This window comes from Gordonia oryzae (assembly GCF_003797185.1).
GTDB classification, from domain to species: domain Bacteria; phylum Actinomycetota; class Actinomycetes; order Mycobacteriales; family Mycobacteriaceae; genus Gordonia; species Gordonia oryzae.
Genome location: NZ_RKMH01000021.1, coordinates 40,968 through 49,206, shown reverse-complemented (window position 1 = coordinate 49,206; position 8,239 = coordinate 40,968). Strand labels below are relative to the sequence as shown.

The 8,239-nt window shown below is 66.1% G+C and carries 8 protein-coding genes; 5 read left to right on the top strand and 3 right to left on the bottom strand.

Annotation, left to right across the window (positions count from 1 at the left end):
* The first annotated feature begins 367 nt into the window (after positions 1-367).
* The gene (locus EF294_RS20160; protein ID WP_123932826.1) at positions 368-967 is read left to right on the top strand and encodes a DNA-3-methyladenine glycosylase I; all 600 of its coding nucleotides are present in this window, start codon (positions 368-370) and stop codon (positions 965-967) included.
* A 589-nt stretch (positions 968-1,556) separates the two neighbouring features.
* On the opposite strand, the gene sigK is transcribed toward EF294_RS20160, so the two are convergent.
* On the bottom strand, positions 1,557-2,123 hold the full coding sequence (sigK, locus tag EF294_RS20155) for an ECF RNA polymerase sigma factor SigK (RefSeq protein WP_123932824.1): 567 nt from the start codon (positions 2,121-2,123) through the stop codon (positions 1,557-1,559).
* 352 nt (positions 2,124-2,475) lie between these two features.
* Positions 2,476-2,862: a TraR/DksA family transcriptional regulator gene (locus EF294_RS20145; protein WP_123932822.1), complete on the bottom strand. Its 387-nt coding sequence runs from the start codon at positions 2,860-2,862 to the stop codon at positions 2,476-2,478.
* 84 nt (positions 2,863-2,946) lie between these two features.
* Between EF294_RS20145 and EF294_RS20140 the strand changes: the two genes are divergently transcribed.
* A complete protein-coding gene (locus EF294_RS20140; protein ID WP_246007991.1) occupies positions 2,947-3,108 on the top strand; it encodes a hypothetical protein in 162 nt (53 codons plus the stop codon).
* 29 nt (positions 3,109-3,137) lie between these two features.
* Here EF294_RS20140 and EF294_RS20135 read toward each other — a convergent pair whose 3' ends face one another.
* On the bottom strand, positions 3,138-3,740 hold the full coding sequence (locus EF294_RS20135; protein WP_123932820.1) for a DUF6611 family protein: 603 nt from the start codon (positions 3,738-3,740) through the stop codon (positions 3,138-3,140).
* 418 nt (positions 3,741-4,158) lie between these two features.
* Here EF294_RS20135 and EF294_RS20125 point away from each other — a divergent pair, with 418 nt between their 5' ends.
* The 3 genes from EF294_RS20125 to kdpB are packed head-to-tail and all read left to right on the top strand — an operon-like array spanning position 4,159 to position 8,236.
* Complete coding sequence (locus EF294_RS20125; RefSeq protein WP_020169933.1) at positions 4,159-4,257, top strand: potassium-transporting ATPase subunit F; 99 nt, start codon at positions 4,159-4,161, stop codon at positions 4,255-4,257.
* Positions 4,258-4,262: 5 nt separating this feature from the next.
* Positions 4,263-6,101 carry a potassium-transporting ATPase subunit KdpA gene (gene kdpA, locus EF294_RS20120; RefSeq protein ID WP_123932818.1) on the top strand — a complete coding sequence of 613 codons (1,839 nt, stop codon included), beginning with the start codon at positions 4,263-4,265 and terminating at the stop codon, positions 6,099-6,101.
* The gene (gene kdpB / locus EF294_RS20115; RefSeq protein WP_123932816.1) at positions 6,098-8,236 is read left to right on the top strand and encodes a potassium-transporting ATPase subunit KdpB; all 2,139 of its coding nucleotides are present in this window, start codon (positions 6,098-6,100) and stop codon (positions 8,234-8,236) included. Before kdpA ends, kdpB begins: the two co-directional genes overlap by 4 nt.
* The last annotated feature ends 3 nt before the right edge of the window (positions 8,237-8,239 follow it).

Genomic DNA, 8,239 nt, shown 5'->3' with positions numbered 1-8,239 from the left:
TTGCGTCGAGTGGGTGGTGGATGTGGTTGCGATGCTTGTCATCTCACCAGGGTCTCGAGGCTCGCCGCACGCGGCTCGCACCTCGACCACCGATAAGAACGACACCTCGACTTTCGGAAAGTGGGACACGTTGACCACCGGGGAGAAACAGTCGAACATCGGGTGGCGGAAGTGCGGGGCAACCGAGAGGAACAGGGCCGTCGCCCTACCGCTTTGACCATCCGTAGGTCGGGTCTCGATCCTCCGTCGGCGTGTTCGAGCTGAGAGTGGTAGTGCCATAGCGAAAAGTCGCAGGCCTCTCGGTGGCTACGATCGATTTGTCGGACCCGACAGGTACGTTCGCCGGGTGGAACGCGAGGAGAGCGCAATGTCGGACGTGATCGTCGGGGACGACGGGATCTCCCGGTGTACCTGGGCGGCCCGGGAGCCCGAGACCACCTACCACGACACCGAATGGGGATTCCCGCTATCGGGGGACGCCGCCTTGTTTGAGCGGGTCTGTCTCGAGGGATTCCAGTCCGGGCTGAGCTGGCGGACCATCCTCACCAAACGGGAGAACTTTCGGAAAGCGTTCAGCAGCTTTGACATTCCGACGGTTGCTCGCTTCGGTGAAGCCGATGTGGCGCGGCTGCTCGGTGACGCGGGCATCATCCGGCACCGCGGCAAGATCGAGGCGTCGATCAACAATGCGCGCCACGCCGAGGACCTCATCGACGCCGAGGGTTCCCTCGAGGCGTTCTTCTGGCGGTACGCACCTGACCGGGACCACGTGCCGGGGTCGATGACGACCTCTCCCGAATCGCTGGCGCTGTCGAAGGACCTCAAGAAGCTCGGGTGGCGGTTCGTCGGGCCGACGACCATGTTCGCGCTGATGCAGGCCGCCGGGTTGGTCAACGACCATGCGTTCGACTGTGCGATCCGGCCTACTGTCGATGCCGCGATCGCTGCGCACCCGCGACCATCGTGAGGTGATCGTTGACCGGCGCAGGCGGGAGACTAGCGCCATATTTGGCAGCGGTCGTCTCCAGATAGTGGCTGGGTCATGCTGACCGCAACGACGGCCCGACCGAATGGCGCCAATCGGGCCGCCGGCATCCGACGACGATGTTCGACATGGTCACCGTCGAGTGTCTCACCGGTGGCGTGGCGAACGTGATCGATGTCGTTGTCGCCGGTCGGCGTGCCGGTGTCAACGGAAGCCGCGTGGTGTCCGGTAGTCAGCGGCGGTATCCGCTCACGCGCATGTGTACCACTGGCAGCACATCGACTTCGCCACGGTCGGCGACACGGCATCTCGCTAGCGATACTCCGCGTAACGCGGATCCCGACCCGTGACGGCGGCAATGTGTGGCTTCCGGCGCGGCGCTGGTGGCGGCAGTCGCGGTAGGGCGGGCTAGCGCGGTTGATCGCGCGCGGAGTCGTGGTTTCCCAAATCGGGTGAAACGGACGCGGAGGTGGTTTCTGCGGGAGGGGTGATGTCCGTGCTGGTCGAGCGGGATCGACGCTGGTAGGTGATAGCCGGCCGGCACCCCGAGTGCTGATGAATGCGCAGACTGCTATGCCGCAACGCCCGACACCTGTGGGGCAAGTCGCTTGAGTCCCTGGCGGATTCGAGACTTCACGGTCGGTACAGCGACGCCGAGACGATCGGCCACCTCGCGATAGGTCAGCCCCTCGAAGTAGGCGAGCTCGATCGACTCGCGCTGTAGTGGCGTGAGGGCCGACAGACTAGACCGGATCTCGCGATCGGTATCGTGACGCTCGGCGAGTTCGCTGACCACGTCGCGCTCGACCCGGGAACCCAGATCGGCTGTGCCGTAATCGATCGTGCGCCGCCGGCTCGCTGCCTCCGACCGCACCCGATCCACCGCGCGACGATGCGCGAGAGTCATCAACCAGCTGATCGCCGATCCGTTGCCGACCACGAACCCATCCGCCGAGCGCCACACCGCGAGATAGACCTCCTGGGTGGCTTCCTCGCTCAATCCGGCGTCGCGCAACACACGTCGGGTCATGCCATACACGCGTGCGCAGGTCAGGTTGTAAAACTGCTCGAAGGCCACCTGATCGCCGCAGCCCACACGCGCCAAGAGCACGTCGAGGTCATCATCGTGTGTGCTCATCGAACTCCTTAGGGGGTTGGATGGTCAGGCATCCGGAGCGGACTCGGTGGCGAATCACCGGAGTCTGCCCGCTGCGTCTCGACGGTATGTACGGATCCGGGTTGCCACCACGGCCAGTGACGAAAAGCGACGCTTTAGTAACGCGGATAACGGTGAGATAACAAAATGCTGGCGACGGCGCTCGTCACGTTGCCGACGGCGCCCTTGGTGGTGGCGAGAGCGCTCGTGATGCGGCTACTGAGCGCTGTCAACGATATTTCGGGCGCTGTCGCGGGTGGGGAGGGCGCTGTCGCGGGTGGGGAGGGCGCTGTCGCGGGTGGGGAGGGCGCTGTCGCGGGTGGGGAGGGCGGGGTCACCACCGGGAGGTCGGGTTGTGCATCGCGCAGGTCACGCACTGTCGCGCGGCCGGTAGTACCTCCAGGCGTTCTGCGCCGATCGGCGAGCCGCAGGTCTCGCACCGTCCGTACTTGCCGTGGCCGAGGCGTTCGAGGGCTGCGTCGATCTCGACCAGGCGCGCCCGCGATCGCTCGACCTGGGCCACCAACTGGCCGCGTTCCACCGCGAGCGTCGAGCCCTCGGGATCGTGCTCGTCGTCGGCGGCCTCGTCGGATGTCGCGTCGATGACCGCCGAGAGTCGTTGTGACAGTGCGTAGATCAACGCCGTGGTGCGTGCCCGCTCGGCGCGCAGCGCCTCCTGTGACGGGTCGCTCCCGCCTCGCCTACCGCCGTCCCGGTGCATCGTTACTTTCTACGCTCACCGCCGGCGCCCGTATGAGGTGCACCTTCTGCGAAGTTCGCGACGAGCGCAGCTTTTCATGGACCGGTGACCAGTGACCCGCGCGGCAACACCGGCATGCCCTCCGAAGCCGCGACCACCGACAAGTTCGTCCTCCCGACTACCTCCCGCAAAGACGGCACTGGGGTGTCCCCACCTCTATGGGACGTCACCGAGGGCAATCTGGCTGGTAGCCGGGCCGAGAGCTGATCTGCGCGGCGGGCACCATGGGATCGCGATCAGGCCTGTCGCCTGAGGGCCGAGCTGTGGCGCCGCTCCGGTGTCTGGGTGCTCGCCTTGCGGAACCGCGGTCGCTCGAACACCGGCTTGTCAGGGGTGGTCAGCCGCAGGATCTGCGCCATGTCGGTGTGACAGCTCGCCCAGATGACCTCGTACTCCACCTCGTCGATCCGACCGTCGCGCAGGTCGGAGTCGGCATCGCGTAGTCGCGCGGAGATGCGCCGGATCAGCGCGATGTTCGACAGCGACGTCAGGTCGGCGTCGGGACCCGTCCAGCCCTCGACGGACACCGATGCCGTACGGATGCTCCGGGTGCGTTCGGCGACCACGATCACCAACCCCACCGACACCGCGATCGCCACCGCAAACGCGACGACGAGCGCGGAATTGACGTATCCGCAGACGAACGCCGTGCCCAGGACAATGGCCGCGACGATCGCCGGAAGCCAGCGCCACGCCCGCATCCAGCGGCGCTGTTCGACCGAGGTCCCCGGCGGGTAGAGCACCATCCGGTCACGGACCCACTGGCGGGCATAACCGATCTGCACGTATCCCCATCGATAGTCGCCGGCGACGATGCGCCGCGGTGCTGCGCTGCTCATGACCTCAGGTCTAATCCGCGGCTCGACGCGCGGTAAGGGGTTCTCACACGTTCTCAACGCCGTGTGCTGGGATTTTGACGCACTCTTGACGCGCACCGCGAGTTGCTTGCAGGCCCTCGAGCGTCGTGGCTTGACGATCGACGAGCCGGCCGTCGCAAACCCCCGGGCGAGAAGGTCGCGTCAACATTGCCATCCCGCGCGTATTGATCGTGTTAAGGCGCTTCGTCGGATCGGCATCGGGAGCGCAGAGTTGTCCTGCGCACCGGCCGCCGGCCGGTGCATCGGCTTGGCCGTCGGGTGACTCGACGGTTGCGGTGTGAGGAGTGAGAGTGGCTGACTTCCTGTACGTTCTCGCCGCACTGGTGGGCTTCGCGTTGTGCGTGCTCGCCGTGCGCGCCGTCGACGTGAGGATCCGGCGATGACCGCCGACGGCGTGATCAACGTCGTCCTGCTGGCCCTCGCGGTGGTGACGGCCGTCTACCTGATGGTCGCGCTGATCTTCCCGGAAAGGTTCTGAGCCCGATGAATCCCGCTCTGGCCGCCACCTTGCAGGTGGCGCTCCTCCTGGTGGTGCTGGGCCTGGCCTATGTGCCGCTGGGTGACTACATGGCCTCGGTTTATCGCAGCGAACGTGACCTCGGTGCCGAGCGAGTGCTGTATCGCCTCGCCCGGATCGACCCGAAGCGTCAGCAGACCTGGGTCGGCTATGCCCTTGCGGTGCTTGCCTTCTCGGCCGTCAGCGTTGTGTTTCTCTACCTGCTGCAGCGAATTCAAGGTGTATTGCCCTGGGCCGACGGCAAACCCGGGATCAACCCGGCGGCCGCGTTCAACACCGCGGTCTCCTTCGTCTCGAACACCAACTGGCAGTCGTACTCACCAGAACAGGTGATGAGCAACCTCACCCAAATGATCGGCCTGGCGGTACAGAACTTCGCGTCGGCGGCGGTGGGCCTCGCGGTGGCCGTCGCGCTCATCCGTGGACTGGTGAACCGGCGCGGCGATGGTCAGATCGGCAACTTCTGGGTCGATCTGATCCGCGGCGTCATCCGAATCCTGTTGCCGCTGAGCATCATTTTGGCCATCATCCTGATCACGCAGGGTGCCGTCCAATCGTTGCGGACCGGCTTTGACTTCACCACGCTCAACGGCGGGTCGGCACATAGCGTCGTCGGACCGTTCGCTTCACAGGAGGCCATCAAGGAACTCGGAACCAACGGCGGCGGAACCCTCTCGGCCAACTCGGCGCACCCGTTCTCCAACCCGACGCCGCTGAGCAACATCGTGGAAATCATTGCACTGCTGATCATCCCGGTGTGCCTCACACGGACCTACGGCACGCTGGTCGGCGACCGGCGTCAGGGATACACCCTGCTCGGTGTGATGGCCTCACTGTGGGGCATCATGCTGGCCGTCTCCTGGTACTTCGAGTCGCGCACCAACGGTGTGGCCGCGCAGGTCGCGGGAGCAATGATGGAGGGCAAGGAACAACGATTCGGCATCCCGGCGTCGGTGTTGTTCGCGGTGTCGACGACGGGGACCTCGACCGGCGCGGTGAACTCCGCCCACGACAGTTTCTCCGCCGGTGGCGGCGGAGTGTTGCTGTGGAACATGCTGCTCGGCGAGGTCGCGCCGGGCGGCGTGGGCTCGGGACTCTACGGCATCCTGGTGATGGCGGTGGTCACCGTATTCGTCGGCGGACTGCTGGTCGGACGGTCGCCGGAGTTCCTCGGAAAGAAGGTCGGGCAGAACGAGATCACCATGGCGGCCCTCTATGTGCTGGTGATGCCGGCACTAGTGCTGATCGGCGCGGGCATCACGGCGGTCCTCTCCTCGACGCTCGATGCGCAGGGCAACGGTGGGTCGCCCGGAACCGCGGGGTCGATCCACGGATTCAGCGAGGTGCTCTACGCGTTCGCGTCGGCGGCCAACAACAACGGCAGCGCATTCGGTGGGCTGACCGTGACCAGCGACTGGTTCCAGAGCTCGTTGGGCTTCGCCATGCTTCTCGGTCGGTTCCTGCCGATCGTGTTCGTACTGGCGCTGGCCGGTCTGCTGGCGCGCCAGCGGCCGCGGGGCGCGAAGGCGGACGGGCGGGATTCAGGACCGGAGCAGGAGGTCTTGAGACTCGGCGCCGGGGCGCCTCGCACCTCGACCAGACGCCAAGGGGCGGCCGATGGTGACGAGGCAGACCTCGACAGCCGTGGCGCGGTCGCGCTCGAGACCCGCATCGACACCGCGTCGACCCTGCCGACGCACGGACTCCTGTTCGGCGCGTTGTTGTTCGGAACCATCCTGCTCGTCGCGGGACTCACCTTCTTCCCGGCCATGGCGCTGGGACCGATCGCGGAGGCAGCTCTGTGAGTGTGGATACGATCGACCGGACCGACGGCGGGCACCAGCCCACCGACGAGTCCGCCGACTCCCCGGAACTGGTGTCGGGCGGCGCTTTCGATGCCCGCAGCCTGATCACCTCGCTGCCGCAGGCGGCGCGCAAACTGAACCCGAAAGACCAAGCCCGCAATCCGGTGATGTTCGTGGTGTTCCTCGGCGCCATCGTCACCACGGTGCTCGCGATCTGGCAGCCGTCGTGGTTCTCCTGGCTGATCGCAGCATGGCTGTGGTTCACGGTGATCTTCGCCAACCTTGCCGAGGCCGTCGCCGAGGGGCGCGGCCGTGCGCAGGCGGACAGTTTGCGAAAGGTCAAGCGAGACACCATGGCCCGACGGATCGGTGCCGACGGTTCGACGGCCTCGGTCTCGGGTAGCGATCTGGTGGTCGGCGACCTGATCATCGTCGAGGCCGGTGAGGTCATCGCCGGTGACGGCGACGTCATCGAAGGCATCGCGACCGTCGACGAGTCGGCGATCACCGGCGAATCCGCGCCGGTGGTCCGCGAATCCGGTGGTGACCGATGCGCGGTCACCGGCGGCACCGTAGTGCTGTCGGACCGGATCATCGTCAAGATCACCACGGCGCCGGGAGAGACCTTCGTCGACCGCATGATCGCGCTCGTCGAGGGCGCCGCCCGCAAGAAGACGCCCAACGAGATCGCGCTGGACATCCTGCTCGCGAGCCTGACGGTGATCTTCCTGCTCGCCGTCGTCGCGGTCGGTCCGATGCAGCAGTACGCCGGGCAGAGCCCCGATCCGATCAAGTTGATCGCCTTGCTGGTCTGCCTCATCCCGACGACGATCGGGGCCCTGCTGTCCTCGATCGGTATCGCCGGAATGGATCGATTGGTCCAACGCAATGTGCTGGCGATGTCGGGCCGGGCGGTCGAGGCCGCCGGTGACATCGATACCCTGCTGATGGACAAGACCGGCACGATCACCTTCGGTAATCGGCGGGCCACCGAGATCTTCCCCGGTCCCGACACCGCCACCGCCGACCTCGCATCCGCGGCGTATCGGTGCAGTCTCGCCGACGACACCCCCGAGGGCCGCAGCATCGTCGAACTGTGTCTGCAGGAGCATCAGGTCACCCCGATGGCCGCCGATAACGCCGACGCGGCGCGCGGTAGTGTTCACCCGAACTACGATGTCGTCGCCTTCACCGCCGAAACCCGTATGAGCGGAATCGATCTGCACGACGGCCCGTCCGCCGTCGAATACCGCAAGGGCGCCGCCGACGCGGTGACCCGCTGGATCGGCCGGCTCGGCGGGTCGGTACCGGAGGTCGTCACCGATCGCGTCGCGGAGATCTCGAAGGGGGGTGGCACGCCGCTGCTGGTGGCCGTCCACGACGACGGTGGCGCACGCATCCTCGGTACCATCCAACTCTCTGATGTGGTCAAGCCCGGCATGCGTTCGCGCTTTGCGCAACTGCGGGCGATGGGCATCCGCACGGTGATGGTCACCGGCGACAATCCGTTGACCGCCAAGGCGATTGCCGACGAAGCGGGCGTCGACGACTTCGTCGCCGAGGCCACCCCGGAAGACAAACTCGCCCTGATCCGGTCCGAACAGGCAGGCGGGCGGCTGGTCGCGATGACCGGCGACGGCACCAACGACGCCCCGGCGCTCGCGCAGGCCGACGTCGGGCTGGCCATGAACACCGGGACCTCGGCGGCCAAGGAAGCCGGCAACATGGTCGACCTCGATTCGGACCCGACCAAGCTGATCGAGGTCGTCGCCATCGGTAAACAACTGCTGATCACCCGCGGCGCGCTGACGACGTTCTCGCTGGCCAACGACCTTGCGAAGTACTTCGCGATCCTGCCGGCGATGTTCGCGGTCATCTACCCGCAACTACACGTGCTCAACATCATGCACCTGCATTCGGCGCAGTCGGCGATCGTCTCGGCGATCGTGTTCAACGCCCTGATCATCGTCGCGCTCATCCCGCTGTCGTTGCGTGGCGTCACATACCGGCCCAGCTCGGCCTCGCGCCTGCTCGGCCGCAATCTACTGATCTACGGCCTCGGCGGCGTCGTGTCACCGTTCGTCGGGATCTGGTTGATCGATCTCGTGGTCCGTTTCCTTCCGGGAATGGGGTGAGGA

What these genes read in the sequence shown, in the direction of transcription:
- EF294_RS20125 (WP_020169933.1), top strand. Translation starts at nt 4,159, where the DNA reads ATGACCGCCGACGGCGTGATCAACGTCGTCCTGCTGGCCCTCGCGGTG.
- kdpA (WP_123932818.1), top strand. Translation starts at nt 4,263, where the DNA reads ATGAATCCCGCTCTGGCCGCCACCTTGCAGGTGGCGCTCCTCCTGGTG.
- EF294_RS20160 (WP_123932826.1), top strand. Translation starts at nt 368, where the DNA reads ATGTCGGACGTGATCGTCGGGGACGACGGGATCTCCCGGTGTACCTGG.
- EF294_RS20135 (WP_123932820.1), bottom strand. Translation starts at nt 3,740, where the DNA reads ATGAGCAGCGCAGCACCGCGGCGCATCGTCGCCGGCGACTATCGATGG.
- sigK (WP_123932824.1), bottom strand. Translation starts at nt 2,123, where the DNA reads ATGAGCACACACGATGATGACCTCGACGTGCTCTTGGCGCGTGTGGGC.
- EF294_RS20145 (WP_123932822.1), bottom strand. Translation starts at nt 2,862, where the DNA reads ATGCACCGGGACGGCGGTAGGCGAGGCGGGAGCGACCCGTCACAGGAG.